Here is an 18314-nt window from a genome sequence, read left to right on the forward strand (position 1 = left end):
GTTTATTTACTCTTCATTCTTTTACATTGGGTTGAATGGGGTTTAATGAGAAGTGGCGATGCAAAGGCAAGTGAAACAACTGGTATCTGGTATCCAAACCCATGATGGTGCTGGGGTATCTCTGACCCGAATTATTGGGCAGCCAGCGTTACCGCGTTTGGATCCATTTTTAATGCTGGATGAGTTTGGTTCAGACCAGCCACAAGATTATCTGGCTGGCTTTCCCCCGCATCCACATCGCGGTTTTCAGACTGTCACTTATATGTTGGCAGGTAAGATGGCCCATGCCGATTCGGTTGGCAATAAAGGCCTGATTGAAACAGGGGGCGTACAATGGATGAATGCCGGGCGGGGCATTATTCATGAAGAAATGCCTCAGCAAACAGAGGGCTTATTAAGAGGCTTTCAGCTTTGGGTTAATTTGCCTGCTGCTGAGAAGATGTCCGCACCCGGCTATCAGGATTTAGCGGCTGATAAAATCACCGAAATCACAGTGCAGCCAGGTATTAAAGCCAGGATTTTGGCCGGTCGTGTGTTTGGCGCACAAGGGCCGGTTTCGACACAAGCCGTTAGCCCGCTGTTTGTCGATATTCATGCTGCGCAGGATGCTGAGCTAACTATTCCGGTTGACGTGGGGCATAACGCCTTTATTTACCCCTATGAAGGTCAGATTCAAATTACAGACACAGCGGTGTTAAAAGGGCAGTTGGCCGTACTCAGTGACGGGGAAGAGGTCAATATTCAGGTCAGAGCCGGCGCTCGTTTTATTCTCGCCACAGGCCGCCCTTTAAACGAACCCGTGGTGCAATATGGGCCTTTTGTGATGAACACTCATGAAGAAATCCAACAGGCAATTCGTGACTATCAAAGTGGCAGGTTGGCATAAACCAACCTGCTTGCTAACTCAATTCTGCTCTTCTTCGCGCTTGCGAGGCTCGCCAATCGCCCGCTCGTCACCTTTACAGATAGTGTCGTACTGGTCACGGTAGTAGCGAATTTCCAGACAGGCCTCCTCGTAACGCTTTTTAGCGGTTAATGCCTGCTGAGGATGTTCTTTATCCATCATGATTTTGCGCCATTCGGCACATTGCTGTTCCTGTTGTTTAACCTCAAGAATGCGCTCGCAGGGTGCATCATTACTGGTGCATCCCATTGATACACTGGCCAGAAGGACGGGAATAATGGCTTGATATTTCATCTGTGCTCCAGGTAACTTTTTACTTTGTCTTTAATGCTGTCAAATTTGGTTTGATGGCTTTCAGGTAATCGCATTCCATCGACCATACGGTAGGTTTGACGACATTTCATAATGAGCGGTTGATCGGGCTTTTGCATTTTTTCCATCAGCTTAATAAGACACTGCAACAGATTTAGCGCCACGCCGGTATTCATTGGCGCTAACTCCTGTGCGCTGAGGAAAGACTGATAAGCGGCTTCGTATTGTCCCTCGGCGTATTGTGATATACCGGCTCGGTTGTACTTATTATAATTCTCTCTGATTTCGTTTTGACGGTGTTCAATGTTGTTGATCAGGTATTGCAGGTTAGGATCAACCGGCAAATTGCTGCTGCGCATTTCCATCAGTAATTGGCTGGCTTCCTCAAACTCACCTAAATCAGACATTAGGGTGAGTGAGTCAGGAGCCAGTGCCATGGGATATTCTTCAAAACGCTGGCGTAGTTCATACTGGGTGGCATTTAATGCGCGTTTCGCTTCAAGTAATTTCCCATCGATAAGATTTATCCTGGCGCCAATCAGCTCCTCAAAAATATTGTAGTCAAAACTTTCCTTAGTGCGGCTAAGCAGCTCATCATTGCGATTACGCTGCAGTACCAGCATGGCTTCCTGGTGATAGCGATTGCGTATTTTCTTGTCTTCTGCCTTGGAGGCAGCATCCAAAATGCTGCGAACATAGTTGCATAGATGGGTAACGCTGCGATGTACCGATTTTTTGCTTTGTTCCAAAATGGCTTGGCAGCAGTTTTTGGCCATTTCAAAATCACCAGCGAGACGGGCAATTTCGCAACCCAGAAATTGTCTTGTCAGTGAAAATGGTGCCAAGTTCAGGGATGTTTGAATGGTCTTTAATGCCTCGTCCAGTTCATTACGCTTAACTCTGCACTGGGCCATAATATCCAGACCTTCTACGGCGTAGAGTTTTTGTGCCGCAACCCGGCTGGCTAATAACATGGCATCTGGAATGTTACCCAGATACAGATGCGTTCTTGCCAGGGCAATATTGATCCACGGGAGTGGCTTGGCATCACTGATGGAGTTGAGTAATTGCAAGGCTTCTTCATTACGACCTTCGCGCCACAATAAATCCAGCAGAATCGACAGACAATACTTGCTGTAGCGGTTGCCGGAACGAATCAGATTACGACATTCTTCAATCGCCGAGGCGTTATCACCATCCATGATTTTCTGATAGATGTGCTGCAAGGTTTGGCGTTTTTGATACGCCTTGGCCAGGCGATTATGTAGTTGTGACTGAGAAAAGGGCTTGATGATATAGCCGTCGGGTTGTTTCTCAATGCTGCCAAGTACCATAGGGCGGTCACTATCTGCACTGACCATCATATAAATTGTGGTGGCTTTGACCAACTTGCGTACCCTTAACTCTTCAAGTAACTGGTAGCCGTTCTTTTTGTCGCTGCCAAGATGCAAGTCGGAAATAATAATATCGAACTTTTCCTGACGGCAGGCCGCGACGGCAGATTCGCCGTTTTGCACTACCACCACAGATGTGGCACCCAGGTTATTCATAATGCCGCGTAATAAAATAAGAAAAGGCCGTTGATCATCAACGACAAGTACGCGCTTGTTCAGATAGGAGAGGGTTGCCATCGTAGCCCGGGTTCTATACATCCAGTGTTTACAGCTTTGGTCATCTTCTTTTAATCGCCAATCGAAAGCAAGCTCAATGCCACGCTAAAGTTATAGGCAGTGCATACGATATATCTGCTAGAAGAGTAGGGAACGTCATGCAATCGGTAGTTAACGATCTCGAATTTAGTGGTGTATTGAGCCGGGCGGCTAAGCCGGGTCAGGCACAGACATTTAGTCTGCTGCTGAGTATGCTGCAACAAAATCTGCTTGAACGCCTGCGGATTGCTAGCGAGCCGTCTGCGGTGGCGTTGCCTGAGGCCCCCGAAACCCTGACGGGGGCACCCGCCTTTCCCCTTAAAGCAGATATCCAACATTGGCGACAGGCCGAGATTCAGGCGGCCTATTTTCAGCAACAACTGACGGATTCTGCGCGCCTCTGGCAATGTCTGCATCCAGGGCCTTTGTCATTGCACAATGACCCGGGCTATATCGACCCGGTTGTGATTGAAAATTGCGACTGGCATACCCGCCAGCGCCTCAGCGGAACGCAACAAACCGACCTGGAGCCGGACGAAACCGCTTTGTTGGATATTCTTGATTCGCTTCATCAAGCCACTTGAAATTTCATATTTTATGGCCGAATCTGCACTATGTATGTCCTTTCGGTCAGTGTTGGGCATTGTTATAGTTGCTTAAAACCTCAGGTGGAGCAGCCAATGAAGCAAGTGGGTATTTTTATTTATGAGCAGGTGCAAGCCGTTGATTTAGCCGGTGCTTTAGATACCTTTGGGCAAGCTAATGAGGAGCTGAAAAAATTGGGGCGCCCGGCGTTTTATCAAATACATCTGCTGGGTTTGAATACGCAACCTATCAGGGCCGAAAACGGTCTGAAACTGATGGCAGACGTTGCACTGAATGATTGTCCTGCACTGGATTATCTGGTGCTGCCCGGTGGCAGCGGTAACCAGCAATTACAGCAGAATCCTGTGTTTTTGCACTGGTTGCGCAGCCAGGATAGTCAGCTTGAAAAATTAATCAGCATTTGTACTGGTGCATTCTTACTGGCCGCCAGTGGTCTGGTGAATGGCAAAACCTTGTCTACTCACTGGCGCTTTGCTCAGCAATTGCAGGACGCCTTTCCTGCCGTGCAGGTTAATGCCGAGGCCTTGTATCACAAAGAGGATAAATACTATTCCTCAGGCGGTATGACGGCAGGTATTGATTTGTGCCTGGCTATATTGGAAGAAGATCTGGGGCTACATCTGGCCCAAACCGTGGCCCAGGAGCTGGTCATGTACCTGCGCCGCAGTGGCAATCAAACCCAATATTCACGACCACTGACTGTGCAGGCCAGCGAGGAAACCCGTTTTATTCAGCTACAACAATGGGTGCTCGACAACTTACACCGTCCCATCGGCCTGGCACAAATGGCAGATAAGGCCTGTCTGAGTGAGCGGCATTTCAGGCGCATTTTTACTCAGCGATTTGGCCTTTCCCCCAGCCGTTATCTTGAGCAGTTGCGTCTGGATCGGGCGCGCAGTTTGTTGCTGTGTGACGGTTATAGTCTGGAGCGGGTGTGTCAGGAATGCGGATTTAGCGGTGCCAATAGCTTTGGTCGTTTGTTCAAGTTACGCTTTGGTTTTACGCCTATGGATTACCGGACACATTTTGGTGGCTAGTCGGCAGATCATCTTATTTGATGGGGTATGCAATGGATAATCCTACCTCCGGACCTGTACCTAAAAGTTAATTCGATAATTCATGCCTTGGTGTGACTGAAAATCACGGTTGCATACACAACGTTCGACATTCCCATACAACTTTGCCACAAGCCTGAACGGATTTCAGGCAGTCCCCTTGGCATGCTATTGGTCACATCGCCAACAAAAGGATTGAGTATGTTACGACTATTTTGTTTATCAGCCATTGCTCTGGGAATAGCCGGCTGCGGCTCAGACAATAAGAAACCTGTTATACCGGTTGAACCGACAGTGTATCAGCAGGCGCAAGGGGCTTGGGTACAAAAAGGGTATGGCCGCTATTTGCAGGCGGACAGCCAGGGAGTGCGCATTTTTGAGGCCAATCAGGTCGGTTGCCTGCCATTGATGAATGTACCAATGGCACAAGCCGATAACACTTTTGGTGACTTCTCGCTGCCCGGTGCCAATCGTCTGGAGTTCGATCTCATTGAGTATGGCCCTTACTACCACTTTGTATTTGAACGGGTCGATGCCTTACCTTCGGTATGTGTGGATGGTACAGACGAGAGCCAGGACCCGGTAGCGAACTTCGAATACTTCTGGCATAAGTTTAATGAACTTTATGCTTTTTTTGCTTTGCGTGAAGTGGACTGGCAAGCCATGTATGACAGGTATCGCCCGCTTGTTAATGCGTCCACCACGGATGAACAACTGTTCGATATCTTTACCCAAATGCTTGAGCCTCTGAACGACGGCCATGTGGTGCTGTCTGCAGAAACCCTGGACAGGGAATATTCACCCACCAGTAAAACAGGCCAGTTGTTTAAACAAATTGAGCAGGCGCAGGTTAGTGCCTTTATGGATGACCCCAGTATTAGCCAAGCGCAACTGGACGCGTTGCAGGAACTCTATATTAACGAATACATACAGCGCATTCGTAGCTATATCGTGGCCGATAGTGGTGGTGAGCTGGGCGACTCTGGTTTACCTGGCATGATTTGGGGTAAAACCGCACAGAATGTCGCCATACTGGTGGTGACCCGTATGTATGGATTTAGTGGTAAGGGTGCTCCAGAAGACCTGGCGGTACTGGACGAAATCATGCCTGAAATCATGGCAGATTTGGCTGACACTAAGGGCATGATTGTCGATATTCGCTTGAATGACGGCGGATTTGATCCGCTGGGACTAAAGATTGCCTCTTACCTGACCAATGAACGGCGACTCGCCTTTACCAAACAGGCCAGAAACAAGCATGGAAACTCGCCAGTCAGTGAGTTCTTTATCGAGCCGGATGGCGACATATTCTACAATAAACCGGTTTATCTGCTTGTCAGTGAAGATACGGTCAGCGCTGGCGAAACCTTCACCCTGGCCATGTCTGCTCTGCCTCAGGTGACCTTGGTCGGGCAATCTACCTGGGGCGGGTTGTCAGACAAATTACCCGGAAGTTTACCTAATGGCTGGGACGCTGAGCTTTCTCATGAATTTTACTGGGATCACCTTGGCCACCATTTTGAAAAGAGCGGTATCCCGCCCGATGTATATCTGCCAACTTACAGTCTTTCCGGTGCGCAGTTTGGCCGCTTCAGTAGTTACGATTATGTACTGACACAACTGGGTGGAAAACTGGCGCCAGCGAGCAGTGAAAGCGAGTTGGATAACAATATCAAGACCATACTGGCTGACGCTAACCTGGTGGGCGCCAGTATTGCGGCAATCAAACAGGGGCAAATTGTCTGGCAGGGTAACTATGGTCAGGCTGATGACAGCGGCCGGGTTGTGACACTGGATACGCCATTTAAGCTGGCTTCAGTGAGTAAGGCCTTTCTGGGCACCGCACTGGCTCATGCCCAGCACGAGCTGGAACTGGACCTATCTGCACCGGTGCAGAACTGGTTGGACTTTCTATTGCAAGGCGTATCACAACAGGCCAGTTTCGCGCATCTGGCCAGCCACACTTCCGGTATAACGGATGCCTCCTATCTGTGTGCTTACTACGCGCTGGATGACAGTCGCTCTTTATACAACGAGCTTTATGCCAGCGACAGCTGTCCGGACCCGGTAGAAACCGATTTGGGAAGATTTTTAAAAAGCTATCTTGTTCCCGGCGGCGAGCTGTATCAGCAGGAGAACTATCTGCAATACCCTGGCTTTGAACCTGGCATGTTCAGTGAGTACAGTAACCTGGCAACCGGATTGGCTTCCTATGCCTTTGGACGCTTTTTAAACCAACAGGGCTATGTGGACTATTTTGATTATACTCAGCAGCGTTTGTTCACGCCGTTAGGCATGCATAATACCAGTTGGGATCCGGCTTTGCCTGATCAGGCGACGCTTTATGGTGATCTGGATGGCGACGGTGTGAATGAGCCTATTCCACAGTATAGCGGTGTGACCAGTGCCGATGGCGAGTTGCGTTCATCTGCACGGGATCTTAGTCGTTATCTCGATGCTATGATGCATCAGGGCAAACTGGGGGATCAGCAGGTACTGAATGCCAATGCAGTGAAATCAGCACTAACAGATAACCCGGCCTTGTTTGGGCAACACGGTTTATTCTGGGAAGTGGACGGCAGCTACATACGCCATAGTGGCGGCGACCCTGGGGTATCAACAGAAATCATCGGTGATTTACAAAACGATATTGCCCTGGTGATTTTAACCACCGGCGGTGATCTTGAAGGTGATGCCTCTGCCCAGGCATTAGTGACCATTGAACAGGCCGTATGGCGGTATTTGTTAGGGCTTTAGTAAAAATTGGAGTCAATGTAACCTAAGGAGCGCACTTATATGCGCTCCCTTCAATGCGATGCTCATCTGTCCATTAAATTTTTGCGCCTCACAACTTCTCCAGTAAATTTCATACTTTCGGCTAGAAGACGATGCGGGTGACTTAGCCTTACAATTTTGCCGGTCTGGTGGTTTGCGAAACCCTTGTTAAAGTCTGTTGTTTTCCAGCTTTGTTCTTGGTTAACCTATTGATATCAAATAATTAGATTTGGTGTAACTGTTGCTAAGGCGTTGGCTTAAAAAAGTTGTAAGGATAGTTATGCTAAGTAAAAAAATACTCAATCTGATTGCGGCGGTGGCCTTCTTCAGCCCGCTTTCATCAAATGCTGCATTAATTGTGGGGACGAATGATGCGCTGCTCGGTGCTACCGGAGTGACGGTTGGCAATTATATCTATGATGTCAGTTTTATCGATGGGTCCTGCCAGAGTGTTTATTCGGGCTGTAATGAGATTAGCGATTTTACTTTTCAGGATTTAGCTAGCGCTGATCTGGCATCACAGGCGTTGCTGGATCAGGTTTTTCTCGGTATCTATGACACTAACCCATCATTAACTAATGGTTGTACTGCATCTGATAGATGCTTTGTTGTTACCGCTTATGGTTTTGAGGATACATCAACTAAAAGTGCTTCTGCACGAAATGCGTCCAGCATAGAGGACATGATTGCACATTCTTCAATGAATACCTGGTGGGATCACTCAAACCCAAGCAATGGTTCTTCTGCCAGGGTGACATTTGCCAAATGGTCCCTGGTAGGGCTGGCCGATATTCCTTCTCAGATACCTGAGCCATCGGTCTGGATATTAATGCTATTAGGTTTGGCTAGCCTAAGCATGTCACGTCGCCGGGCTAAGCAATAAAGTTTGTATGCGATTGAGAGTGAGTCGACATCGCTAACATTGTCGATGGGGTAGAGAAAAGCGTACTGCCGGGCAGTGCGCTTTTACTCTTTAGAGCTCATTGGCATAGGCAAACAGGGCGGGGGCACCGCCGGTATGCCAGAACAATATCTTGTCATCGGTTTTGAAATAACCTTTTTGGATAAGATCCAGTAGGCCTGCCATGGCGCGTCCTGTATACACGGGGTCTACTAATACACCTTCTGTTTTGGCCAATAAATCAATAGCCTGACGCTCTGCATCACCAATAACCGCATAACCGCCCCCCAGATAATCTTCATTGAGCAGTACATCTTTGGCATTAAAGGGTTCCAATGCCAGAGCCTCGGCGGTTTCATTGGCAAGATTAAGTACCTTGTCGGCAAATAGCAGTTCCGGCGTATCGGCTTTATCAATCCGAATACCCAGGATCTGCGAATCCAAGCCAACTAATCTGGCACCGGCCAGAATACCGGCATGGGTACCACCCGATGCCGACGCGAATACCACATGGGTAAAACGGGTTTCGGATTGTTTAACCAACTCCAATACCGCATTGGCATAGCCCATTGCGCCAAGCAGATTGGAGCCGCCGTAAGGTACCATATAGGGGGTTTTACCCTTAGCCTTGAGTTCGGCAATCAGGGCGGGAATGCCTTCGCCTTTGCGGTTCTCTCCTGCCCAGTGAATATGCGCACCAAGCAGATTATCCAGAAGTAAATTACCATTACACTTCTCTGGCGCTTCGCCGCCCAGCACTAAATGGCATTCCAGACCCAGCTTGGCCGCCGCTGCAGCGGTTTGGCGGCAGTGATTCGACTGAATGGCGCCTGCCGTGATAATGCAATCTGCGCCTTGCTCAATGGCATCGAATAGAATGTATTCGAGCTTGCGCGTTTTATTGCCGCCCAGCGCCAGACCGGTTAAATCATCGCGTTTCAGCCAGATCTGTGGGCCGCCAAGCTTAGTGCTAAGCTGCTGTAGGAATTCCACCGGAGTAGGCAGGGTTGCCAATTCAATACGATTGTCCAGGCTCATGCCATTTCCTCTTGTCTTAGGGTCAGAACTTCGACGCCGGTTTCGGTAACGGCGACGGTATGCTCCCATTGTGCCGACAGTTTGCCGTCACGGGTTACCACCGTCCAACCGTCTTTCTTTGTTTTAGTGCGGTAGCCACCCTGATTGATCATCGGCTCTATGGTAAAGGTCATGCCCGGCTCGAGCGTAACACCGGTACCAGGCTCACCATAATGTAAGACTTGCGGGCCTTCGTGCATCTGCTCACCAATGCCATGGCCGCAATAATCCCGTACCACCGAATAGCCGGCATTCTCAGCCACGCGCTGAATAGCGTGACCAACGTCACCTAATGTGGCTCCTGGCTTGACACTGTTAATACCAGCCCACATGGCTTGATAAGTGGTGTCAACTAAGCGTTTAGCCAATGGGGTAACCTGGCCAATCAGGTACATTTTGCTGGAGTCTGCGACAAAGCCGTTTTTCTCTAAGGTTATATCCAGATTGACGATATCGCCGTTTTTCAGCCGCTGTGTGGCTTTTGGCATACCATGGCAAACCACTTCATTAATGGAACAGTTCAGCACATAGGGGTAGTCATACTGGCCCTTGCTGGCCGGACGCGCCATCAGTTCATTGCAAATAAAATCATCAACTTTATTGTTGATGTCCATGGTGCTGACGCCAGCCTGAACATAATCATCCAACATGGCAAATACCTTGGCTAATAGCTGTCCGGAGTTGCGCATCAGCTCAATTTGTTCGGCGTTTTTCAGGATAATAGACATCAATCGGATTCCAGTTGTTCGGTTTTGCCAGACAGGCGCGGAACACCATCGGGCACTTTAATCACAGGGGTTTGTAAGATCAGGCTGTTGGGGTAGGTAATGAGCTCACCCTGGTCTCGACGGATCAGCACATGGAATGTGGTAATTTCCTCAATTACCCCCGACATATCAAAGTCTTTATTGACGATCATTACCCGATCACCGACACGGTAAGGAAAGTTAAAGAAAATCAGAATACCGGCGGTGATATTGGCCAGAATCGACCACTGTGCCACCAGAGCCACCCCCAAAATGGCAAAGGTAGAGGATAAAAACACCATCAGATTGGCGTAGTCTATGCCCATGGTGACCACGGCCGCAAACAGGAACACCCCTAAATGCGCCATATACAGGAACTTTTTGATCATAGCCTTGCGGGTCAGGCTGGCGTCTTTTACTTCCACCACCTTTTGCACAAACATTTGAATGGCGGTGCGGCTAATAAAAAACAAGGCCAGCAAGGCCAGCAGGATCAATATTTTGGTTTGCATCCTATCCTCGTTAGCTGATGGATTTATTCAGAGTTACTTTTTTCACTTGCTGGCGTTTACGCAGACGGATATTAAGCATTTCCACTGCCACTGAGAACGCCATGGCAAAGTAGATATAGCCTTTGGGCACATGCACATCAAAGCCTTCGATGACTAAGGTAAAGCCCACCATAATTAAAAATGACAGGGCCAGCATCTTGATGGTGGGATGGGCGTCAACAAACTCGCCAATCGACTTCGCGGCAAACAGCATCACCAGTACCGATGCCACAACGGCGATCACCATGATTGACAGGTGCGAGACCAAACCAACCGCGGTAATTACCGAATCCAGGGAAAACACCAGATCCAATATGGCTATCTGGACCAAAATGGCGCCAAAGCTGGTAGCGGCCTGATGTGCATCAGTTTCACCACCACCTTCCAGGCTGTTATGAATTTCATGGGTGGACTTGGCCAAAAGAAAAAGACCACCAAGTATCAGAATGACATCCCGTCCAGATATTTCGTTATCCAGCAAGGTAAACCAGGCCTCAGTCAGGCCCATGACCCAAGTGATGGAGAATAGCAGGGCCAATCTGGTTAGCATGGCCAGGGTAATGCCCAGTTTACGTGCCTTTTCCCGTTGCTCGGGAGGCAGTCGGCCAACCAGAATGGAGATAAAGATGATGTTGTCTATGCCCAGAACGATCTCAAGGGCCATCAAGGTACCTAAGGCTACCCAGGCTTCAGGGCTGGCAATCCATTCAAACATAACGGCTCCTGCAAAAAAACACGGCCAGTATAACTGGCCGTGCTAAGGTGGTGATAGTAAAAACCTTTAAGGGTTATTTCTTAACCCATTGACCATCCAGCAGTATGTAGTGGCCCGGCGCGGTTTTTTCAACCGCTTTCTTGCCTGCCAGCGCTTCAACCTGGGCCAGGGAAATACCATTTTTCTGCGCTAATTCCTGATACTTGGCCTTGCGCTTAGCGTTCACATCCTGCACCAGCTCTGGCACTTCCGGGGCACTTTTCACTATACCCAGGTAGCCATCGGTTTGTTCACCCACATAACCTTTCTGCTTCGCATCGTCCAGCTCGATAGCCAGGGCAGGTAGACTCAAAAGTAACGGTAGGGCAAACAGGGCAGACAAAATTTTGTTTTTCATGATATCTCCTTAGAACAATTCGCTGTCTTCACTGAACAGGCTGTCCAGCTCTTTGTCCACTTTGACGCGAATCTCATGGTCAACTTTGACGTTCAGATTAATCGTAATTGGTTCCTTGGTTTCCACCTGGACCCTATGCGTACAAGCGCCAAGCATTAGCACGGCAGTCAATAACAGTAAGTGTCTCACAGCGTTTTCCTCATTTGATTTTCTCTTGCACTTTCTTTTGCACCTCATCACCCAGTTGCAGGGCCCGAAACAGGGTGAAAAGGTTTTCCTCATGGCTATAGTTAAAGTTAACGTCCTGTTTTTGGCCAGGATTGTGCCCTTTAATTTTCATTTCCAGGTTCAGCCAGCCATCTGGTTTTAAATCAACCTTACTGGTGACAGATGAAATATCCATATTCTTTAAGGCCGACAAACTGGGTGCCAGGGTTGGTTGGCTGGCGAGTAAATCTTCAAAGGCCTGGTTGTCATAAATCAGTAATTTTGCTGGCCCTTCGTTATACAGTCTGCCACCTTGCACCTCAATGTGCCTGTCGGCAAGCTGGATAGGCACATCGGCGCTGATTCTGCCCCTTACCTCAATTCCTGCATCTTTGCCGAGGCTCGCCAGTTGTTTTGCATCTAAGTTTTTCAGATGCAAGGTGACCTGCTGTGGCTTGTCACTGAGCATAGCTTTAGGCAATAGAAAGGTGCCATCCAATACCTTGCCGCTTAAGGTTTCAACCCGCATCCCTTGTTCATCGCCCATCAGCTCGCCGCTGATATCGGTAATCTCAAGTCCGGCATTAACCGACCCTATATTCAGCCTAGCGGGGGGCAGATGAAGGCTACCTGAATGCCAATTAACCTCAGTGGCCAAATTGATGTCATTAACCAGATAATCTTGGTAGCTGAGGGATAATGAATCTATACCCAGCGTAGCCATTAATACCTGGTTGTTAAGATTGTATTTGGCTGTACCAGCAAATTTTCCTTGGGTAAATGTCAGTTCTGGCAGCAAGGGGCGGGCAAGGGCGGTAAACTTGCTGGCACTTTGTGCTGGCAGTGTGAGCATAATCTGCTCCTGTACTTGTTCTATCGTCCCATGCAGACCTGAACTTAACTGCCAGCTATGGCTCGAGGTGCCTTGCAAAGGCTCAGTTAGTGGCATGGCTGCAGTGTGGCTAAGGCCGATATCCGCCAACTTCCATTTATCCGCTTGAAGCTCCTTTATCTGGCTGGTACCAGTCAGTGAGTAGACGGCATCCTGTAAGCTGAACTGGTGTTGATGATGAAGCCCATTGGCCTGGCCTTGCGGCGCAACGAATTTGTCCACTGATAGATCAAGATGCCCTCTGACACTAGCAAGATCGGCTGACCGACCAAAGAGGCTGGCAGATAAATTGCTGAATCTATTGTCTTTGAAATGACCGGCAGCCACTGCTGCTTGGGCATTCACCTCGCCTCCCTGCACTGAGCTATAGGTAAAATCAGCGTTTAGCTTAAGCGCATCGACCTGCCAGTCTGGGTCTTTCCACCTTTCGGCGCTGACCTGCCAAGCTTGCCCGGTAAGCTGGTATTGTGGTTGTCCCGCTGAAAACTGCAGCGCAAAGTCTCCCATACCCTGCATGGCCAATGGAAATAGCTTGGCCTGCCTGGCATCAGGAGTGAGATGACTATCGAGCTGATATCTGCCCGTCAGCTTACCTGATTGCTGCCAGAGCAAATCCGTTACACGCAACTGTCCCGCGCTATTACCTTTAAACTCGGCGTGCAGGCGGGGCGTGGAGAGTTGTTGTAAGGAAAATGCCACCGGTAGAGGCAGGTTAATCTGCAATTGTTCCGGCTTGTATGCATCGGCCATGGCATAAGGCAAGGGACATTGCTGCAGGGCAATACTTAAGGGCAGGGCGGTTAAGTCAGCTTGTCCTTGTAAACTTAAGATATCCAGCGACAAACCCAAGGTACCTTGTGCCGCAAGTAATAACAAACAACGCTGGTCTTTTACGTTGTGTTGATAGGGAATTTGCAGTGCCAGGTTGTGCTGGCTGGTGACAAATTGTCCATCAAAACTCACCTGACTTTGAATGACGGTGTTGAGTAGCTCTGGTGGCAGGCTGTCGGGGATGGGAAAATAATCAGCAAGACTGGTTAATGACCAGTTAATTTGCGCTTGAGCCTGGTTGTCAGTTAAGGCGACCGCAGCCTGCCAAGGGCCATCCAGTCGTAGTTCACCTTTATCGTAGTGCACGGCCAATTCCAACGGCTGGCGAAGCATGGGGCTTTGCAGGTTTAGGGCCGCGATGCTGACAGACGGCAGCGTTGGGATCTGCCAACGCAGCGGCTGCTGGTCGGCCTTGTTAGCCGCAGTACTGGGCTGATGTGTTATGGCCAGTTTGGCAATCTGCAGGCTATTGCTCGCATATATGACCTGTTGACCATCGAGTACAAAGCCAGGGCCGCTAAGACAAAGTTGCTTAGCATCAATTTGCCAGCTGCCATTCTCACGGCTAAGTGAAAATTCCAGGCAATCCAGGCTTAGCTGATAAGGTTTTAGATAGTGATTGGCCAGCGAAAAGGCAAGAGGGTGGCGAAAGCTGTACACTAGGGCAATGATTATCAGACCAGCAATCAATATCCCACTTACCCATTTGAAGGCTGCTTTCATCAAATCCCTGCTTGCCCATGCATAAAGGCCTCTAGCTTAGCGCAAAATACCCTTTGTTGAGAATCAGGATCGGGTGATCTGCACCTGCTGACCGTCGCGTAGCCGCTCTGCTCCGCGCACCGCGACTTTATCACCGGCCTTTAATTGCCCCTGTTCTGCCAGTGGGCCATCATAAAGTTCGCGGATTGTCTGGTTAATATCATTCAGTGCAGCAGCTTTGTAAGATCGAGACTAATACGCAGTTCTCTGGGACGCTGGCTGGCCAGGTTAACCTGCGCCACCCCAGGAATACGTGCCAGGCGGGGCTCAATTACATCTTCAATCAGTTGTTGGCATGGCGACATATCTTGCGCGTCATTACCTGGTGTGGTTCTTAGTCGTAGTGATGCGGCAGGCGGCAAAATGTTGCGGCGAAAATTCAAGCTATTAACACCATGTTACAGGTTGAAAGATTTGCTTGTGAACGGCTTACAATTTTGAGCGTGCATAAAAAAACCGCCTTATGGCGGTTTTTTCAATTCAGACACTGATTACTTGTTCAGTGGCTGGTATTTACGCGCGTCGTGGCCAGTATACAACTGACGGGGACGACCGATTTTCTGACCTGGCTGGCTGAGCATTTCGTGCCAGTGAGAAATCCATCCCACAGTACGAGCCAAAGCGAAAATACAGGTGAACATGTTAGTTGGGATACCAATGGCTTTCAGGATAATGCCTGAGTAGAAGTCCACATTGGGGAACAACTTCTTGTCTTTGAAGTAGGGGTCTGACAGCGCAATACGCTCCAGTTCCATGGCCACATCCAACAATGGATCCTGAATATTCAGCTCGGCCAAGACTTCGTGACAGCTCTCACGCATTACTGTTGCTCGTGGGTCATAATTCTTATAAACGCGGTGACCGAAGCCCATCAGACGGAATGGGTCGTTTTTGTCTTTCGCGCGTTCAATAAACTCTGGAATGCGATCCACTGAGCCAATTTCTTCCAGCATGTTCAAACAGGCTTCGTTGGCACCACCGTGTGCAGGTCCCCACAAAGAGGCAACCCCAGCAGCAATACATGCATAAGGGTTGGCACCTGAAGAGCCGGCTAAACGAACAGTACTGGTAGAGGCATTTTGCTCATGGTCAGCATGCAAAGTGAAGATGCGATCCATGGCACGAACCACGGCTTCACTGGCGTTGTACTCTTCAGCGGGTACAGAGAACATCATGTTCAGGAAGTTGGCCGCAAAAGAACGGTCATTGCGCGGGTAAACAAAGGGCTGACCAATGTTGTACTTGTAGCACATAGCGACCAAAGTGGGCATTTTTGCTACCAGGCGGTACGCACTGCGCAAACGCTGCTCTGGGTCTGAAATATCCAGGTCGTCGTGATAGAACGAAGACATAGCTCCAACGGTACCGCATAGCATCGCCATAGGGTGGGCGTCGCGACGGAAACCGCGGAAGAAGTTATTCACCTGGTCATGCACCATAGTGTGACGGGTGATGGTGTTTTTGAACTGAGCATACTGCTCAGCAGTGGGCGCTTCGCCGTGCAGCAGCATGTAGCAGACTTCAAGATATCCGGCGTCACGGGCCAGGTCTTCAATCGAATAACCGCGGTGTAACAGAATGCCTTTCTCACCATCTATATAAGTGATAGACGATTCGCAAGAGCCTGTAGCCATAAAACCGGGGTCGAACGTGAAGTAACCATTGGCGCCCAATGACCGAACATCGATCACATCATGGCCTGCTGTTCCAGATAGAATAGGGAGTTCGATCTCCTTGTCGCCTACCTTTAAGATGGCCTTTTGATCTGCCATAAGATGCTCTCCTTCAGATTGCTTCTGTGGTGGTGTGTTGCAACTTTTCCAGACTGGTACGCAGGAAGCAGACAGCCGAAATAAAGAGCGGAAAAGTTCACACAGGCGTTTAAAAAGTGCCGCTATTTGTACTGATATTAGCGTTCCAAGTCAATTTTAATGCGTTTTCGCCTGATATCTATTCAACTAAAGTTTAGTGTCATGTTGGGAATCTCCCCTATAACCTAGGCGCAACGCTGATTTTGCGATTTGAATGCAAAATTGCGGCGGCCAAGTGTATGCGTCCTGCTTATGGGCTTGCAAAGGATTTTGCCAAAGCCTGAGCAAAAAAGCCGATGTTTTATCGGCTTTATACTTGGTGAAACATCTTGTTTGGTCAGTGCTTACAAGGGATGCGCGCTTGTTATGCGCGTCAATCTATCAAGAAGCTATGATTTAGTTTACTTTCTTCTATTGAATAGGAAATAAACAAAATCCAAACAAGGCGTTAGGACGTAACAAAAATTGTAATTATGGCTAGGGCTGGATATACTTTGCGACGTTTAAGTAGCGGTGTTTGTAGCATTTTTTTAACAATTTGATGCAGCACCCCGTCGTTTAATTTTTGACAGCTTGAATAGAGAGACGGTTAATCTTGCGCAACGCTGGATTAGCGACGTAGAACTCAACCCTTCCGGGGGTGTAACGGGCAACAAATCGTGAAAAAACAAAGACCAGTAAATTTACAACTCAATACGATTAGTTTTCCTCCATCTGCCATTGTTTCCATTTTGCATCGGATAACAGGTGTAGCTATGTTCTTTGCCTTGATTTTTGTGATCTCGGCTTGGGCAGTGTCTGTATCCTCTGCAGAAGGTTTTGACATGGTGGTGGAATGCATGAATGGCGTTTTGGGTAAGCTGATTGCCATCGGCACAGTTTCTGCCTTCATCTATCACCTTCTGGGTGGCCTGCGCCATGTGATCATGGACATGGGGCACTGGGAAGAATTGCAATCCGGTAATGCCAGCGCTAAAGCTGTTATTGCTCTTTGGATTGTTCTGACAGTCGTAGTGGGAGTCGTACTATGGTAACTAATCAGGCCAGTCTGAAGCGTAACGGCGTTCAGGACTATTTATCTCTGCGCACCACCGCAGCCATTATCGCGTCTTTCTTCCTTTATATGGCGTGGTTCTTTATTTCAACGCCACAGATCACTTTTGAAATCTGGCAGGCGTTGTTTGCTGGTCTGGGAATGAAGGTCTTTACCCTGGCGGCGCTGGTTTCCATCATGATCCATGTGCGCATCGGCCTTTGGCAGGTTCTGACCGACTACGTTAAAGCTGCGGCTTTGCGTGGCACTATTCAGTTCCTGTTAAACCTATTGGCTTTTGCCTACGTTGCTGTAGGTCTGTTCGTATTGTGGGGTGTGTAAGTGACTATTCCAGTACATGAATTTGATGCAGTGGTAATTGGCGCCGGTGGCGCAGGCATGCGTGCCGCCCTGCAGATTTCCCAGTCCGGCAAATCCTGCGCTTTGCTGTCTAAAGTATTCCCAACCCGTTCCCACACAGTATCTGCTCAAGGCGGTATTACGGTTGCACTGGGCAATGCCCATGACGACAACTGGGAATGGCACATGTATGACACGGTTAAAGGTTCCGATTATATCGGTGACCAGGATGCCATCGAATATATGTGTAAGACAGGTCCAGAAGCCATTATTGAGCTTGAAAATATGGGCCTGCCTTTTTCACGTTTTGAAAACGGTAAGATTTATCAGCGTCCTTTCGGTGGCCAGTCCAAAAACTTTGGTGGCGAGCAGGGCGCACGTACAGCCGCGGCTGCTGACCGCACCGGTCACGCCTTGTTGCACCTGCTGTATCAGCAAAACGTTAAGAACAAAACCAAGGTATTCAGTGAATGGTATGCCCTGGACCTGGTGAAAAACCAGGACGGCGATGTGGTTGGCTGTACCGCCATCGATATCGAAACCGGTCAGGTGGTGTACTTCAAGTCTAAAGCCGTTGTTTTAGCTACTGGTGGTGCTGGTCGTATTTACGCCTCTACCACTAACGCGCATATCAATACGGGTGACGGCGTGGGCATGGCCCTGCGTGCTGGTGTCTGTCTGCAAGATATGGAAATGTGGCAATTCCACCCCACAGGTATCGCTGGTGCTG

19 protein-coding genes are annotated in these 18314 nt (G+C 48.9%); 8 read left to right on the forward strand and 11 right to left on the reverse strand.

Annotated features, from left to right (window positions below):
- The first annotated feature begins 58 nt into the window (after window positions 1–58).
- Complete coding sequence (locus J0A65_RS18135) at window positions 59–886, forward strand: pirin family protein (RefSeq protein WP_206595759.1); 828 nt, start codon at window positions 59–61, stop codon at window positions 884–886.
- An 18-nt stretch (window positions 887–904) separates the two neighbouring features.
- On the opposite strand, the gene J0A65_RS18140 is transcribed toward J0A65_RS18135, so the two are convergent.
- Together J0A65_RS18140 and J0A65_RS18145 are read right to left on the reverse strand one after the other, a co-directional pair.
- On the reverse strand, window positions 905–1198 hold the full coding sequence (locus J0A65_RS18140) for a hypothetical protein (RefSeq protein ID WP_206595760.1): 294 nt from the start codon (window positions 1196–1198) through the stop codon (window positions 905–907).
- Window positions 1195–2847, reverse strand: a complete 1653-nt coding sequence (locus tag J0A65_RS18145; RefSeq protein ID WP_206595761.1) for a tetratricopeptide repeat-containing response regulator — start codon at window positions 2845–2847, stop codon at window positions 1195–1197. The genes J0A65_RS18140 and J0A65_RS18145 overlap by 4 nt, the downstream gene beginning before the upstream one ends.
- 137 nt (window positions 2848–2984) lie before the next feature.
- Here J0A65_RS18145 and J0A65_RS18150 point away from each other — a divergent pair, with 137 nt between their 5' ends.
- From J0A65_RS18150 to J0A65_RS18165, 4 genes are all read left to right on the forward strand, one after another.
- Entirely contained in the window at window positions 2985–3449 is a 465-nt protein-coding gene (locus J0A65_RS18150; protein WP_206595762.1) for a VC2046/SO_2500 family protein, read from the forward strand.
- 96 nt (window positions 3450–3545) lie between these two features.
- Window positions 3546–4508, forward strand: a complete 963-nt coding sequence (locus J0A65_RS18155; RefSeq protein WP_206595763.1) for a GlxA family transcriptional regulator — start codon at window positions 3546–3548, stop codon at window positions 4506–4508.
- A gap of 219 nt (window positions 4509–4727) precedes the next feature.
- Window positions 4728–7283, forward strand: coding sequence for a serine hydrolase (locus J0A65_RS18160; protein WP_206595764.1), 2556 nt, complete (start codon window positions 4728–4730; stop codon window positions 7281–7283).
- 298 nt (window positions 7284–7581) lie between these two features.
- Complete coding sequence (locus tag J0A65_RS18165; protein ID WP_206595765.1) at window positions 7582–8184, forward strand: PEP-CTERM sorting domain-containing protein; 603 nt, start codon at window positions 7582–7584, stop codon at window positions 8182–8184.
- Window positions 8185–8274: 90 nt separating this feature from the next.
- Here J0A65_RS18165 and J0A65_RS18170 read toward each other — a convergent pair whose 3' ends face one another.
- From J0A65_RS18170 to J0A65_RS18210, 9 genes are all read right to left on the reverse strand, one after another.
- Window positions 8275–9240 (reverse strand): D-cysteine desulfhydrase family protein, encoded by a 966-nt coding sequence (locus J0A65_RS18170; protein WP_206595766.1) that lies wholly within the window; start codon window positions 9238–9240, stop codon window positions 8275–8277.
- Window positions 9237–10007 carry a type I methionyl aminopeptidase gene (gene map / locus J0A65_RS18175; RefSeq protein ID WP_206595767.1) on the reverse strand — a complete coding sequence of 257 codons (771 nt, stop codon included), beginning with the start codon at window positions 10005–10007 and terminating at the stop codon, window positions 9237–9239. The genes J0A65_RS18170 and map overlap by 4 nt, the downstream gene beginning before the upstream one ends.
- A complete protein-coding gene (locus tag J0A65_RS18180; protein ID WP_206595768.1) occupies window positions 10007–10537 on the reverse strand; it encodes a mechanosensitive ion channel domain-containing protein in 531 nt (176 codons plus the stop codon). Before J0A65_RS18180 ends, map begins: the two co-directional genes overlap by 1 nt.
- A 10-nt stretch (window positions 10538–10547) precedes the next feature.
- Entirely contained in the window at window positions 10548–11291 is a 744-nt protein-coding gene (locus tag J0A65_RS18185; RefSeq protein WP_206595769.1) for a TerC family protein, read from the reverse strand.
- Window positions 11292–11364: 73 nt separating this feature from the next.
- Window positions 11365–11688, reverse strand: coding sequence for a YdbL family probable chaperone protein (locus J0A65_RS18190; RefSeq protein WP_206595770.1), 324 nt, complete (start codon window positions 11686–11688; stop codon window positions 11365–11367).
- A gap of 9 nt (window positions 11689–11697) precedes the next feature.
- Window positions 11698–11844, reverse strand: coding sequence for a YnbE family lipoprotein (locus J0A65_RS27450; protein WP_214343315.1), 147 nt, complete (start codon window positions 11842–11844; stop codon window positions 11698–11700).
- 43 nt (window positions 11845–11887) lie between these two features.
- Window positions 11888–14341: an intermembrane phospholipid transport YdbH family protein gene (locus tag J0A65_RS18200; RefSeq protein WP_206595772.1), complete on the reverse strand. Its 2454-nt coding sequence runs from the start codon at window positions 14339–14341 to the stop codon at window positions 11888–11890.
- A 203-nt stretch (window positions 14342–14544) separates the two neighbouring features.
- The gene (locus J0A65_RS18205) at window positions 14545–14763 is read right to left on the reverse strand and encodes an efflux RND transporter permease subunit (protein ID WP_206595773.1); all 219 of its coding nucleotides are present in this window, start codon (window positions 14761–14763) and stop codon (window positions 14545–14547) included.
- Between the two features lie 108 nt (window positions 14764–14871).
- Window positions 14872–16152, reverse strand: coding sequence for a citrate synthase (locus tag J0A65_RS18210; protein ID WP_206595774.1), 1281 nt, complete (start codon window positions 16150–16152; stop codon window positions 14872–14874).
- A gap of 698 nt (window positions 16153–16850) precedes the next feature.
- Here J0A65_RS18210 and sdhC point away from each other — a divergent pair.
- From sdhC to J0A65_RS18225, 3 genes are all read left to right on the forward strand, one after another.
- Complete coding sequence (gene sdhC / locus J0A65_RS18215; protein WP_206595775.1) at window positions 16851–17225, forward strand: succinate dehydrogenase, cytochrome b556 subunit; 375 nt, start codon at window positions 16851–16853, stop codon at window positions 17223–17225.
- A complete protein-coding gene (gene sdhD / locus J0A65_RS18220) occupies window positions 17219–17566 on the forward strand; it encodes a succinate dehydrogenase, hydrophobic membrane anchor protein (protein ID WP_206595776.1) in 348 nt (115 codons plus the stop codon). The genes sdhC and sdhD overlap by 7 nt, the downstream gene beginning before the upstream one ends.
- Window positions 17567–18314 (forward strand): FAD-binding protein (locus J0A65_RS18225; RefSeq protein WP_206595777.1); only part of this gene is annotated, 748 nt, incomplete at its 3' end. It lies immediately after the preceding gene.

This window comes from Bowmanella yangjiangensis (assembly GCF_017255015.1).
GTDB lineage: Bacteria > Pseudomonadota > Gammaproteobacteria > Enterobacterales > Alteromonadaceae > Bowmanella > Bowmanella yangjiangensis.